The sequence below is a fragment of the Syntrophomonas sp. UBA5494 genome, from assembly GCF_002426325.1.
Window position 1 is genome coordinate 29,589 of record NZ_DIPG01000090.1, and the last position, 423, is coordinate 30,011.

A 423-nucleotide genomic window follows, 5' to 3' on the forward strand; every position below is an offset into this window, starting at 1 on the left:
ATGGCTCAATTCAACATCGCCCATTTGTATCCTGATTTGATGAACCTGTACGGCGACCGGGGCAATCTGATCTGCCTCAAAAAGCGCCTGGCGTGGCGCGGGCATGAATGCCGGATTCAGAGCGTGGGCCTGGGCCAGGCCATTGATTTCGACAATATGGACATGGTGTTCATGGGCGGCGGTTCTGACCGCGAACAGGGCCTGGTGTATGAGGACCTTATAACCCGGGCCGAGGCCTTCTTTGACGCCATCGAAGCGGGGCTGCCGGTCCTGTGCATCTGCGGGGCCTACCAGCTGCTGGGGGAGTCCTACATCGCAGCGGACGGGCAAAAACTGCAGGGATTGGGATTCTTCGACTTCATCACCCGGGGTTCGGAGCCGCGCCTGATCGGCAACATTTTGCTGGAAACGCAGCTCAATGGC

Annotated in this window: 1 protein-coding gene; it reads left to right on the forward strand. The window is 58.9% G+C overall.

All coding sequences use genetic code 11. The features are described from left to right. A partial coding sequence (locus B3W37_RS09960) for a type 1 glutamine amidotransferase (protein WP_483175608.1) occupies positions 1-423 on the forward strand: 423 nt, incomplete at both ends.